The 407-nt window shown below is 36.1% G+C and carries 1 protein-coding gene; it reads right to left on the bottom strand.

All coding sequences use genetic code 11. The features are described 5' to 3' along the window. A partial coding sequence (locus tag HMPREF2811_RS11755) for a UDP-galactopyranose mutase (RefSeq protein ID WP_246829827.1) occupies window positions 1–407 on the bottom strand: 407 nt, incomplete at both ends.

A 407-nucleotide genomic window follows, 5' to 3' on the forward strand; every position in this document is an offset into this window, starting at 1 on the left:
AAATGCTTATGTTCGATAATGCGTGTATAAGGGGTTTCACGATCCGTATAGTTAACGACCGCATTGCCTTGATAATTATCGGTATCTAATACTTCATGTTCAAACTGTAAAGAGCGATATTCTAAGACATCATACTGATAATCAAAGTATTGATCAATCATACCGGTGTAGACTACTTTTGTAGCTTCCGCTTCTAACGTTTCTTTATCATTGAAAAAGTCCGTATTTAAATGCACTTCAATATTCGGATGGTCTAACATTTTCTCTACAATTTGAGTATAACCACCTATCGGAATCCCCTGATAAATATCATTAAAATAATTATTGTCATAAGTATAACGAACCGGTAGACGCTTGATGATGAAAGAAGGTAACTCTTTCGCATCGCGGCCCCACTGTTTTTCCGT

Source organism: Globicatella sp. HMSC072A10 (assembly GCF_001811625.1).
GTDB classification, from domain to species: domain Bacteria; phylum Bacillota; class Bacilli; order Lactobacillales; family Aerococcaceae; genus Globicatella; species Globicatella sanguinis.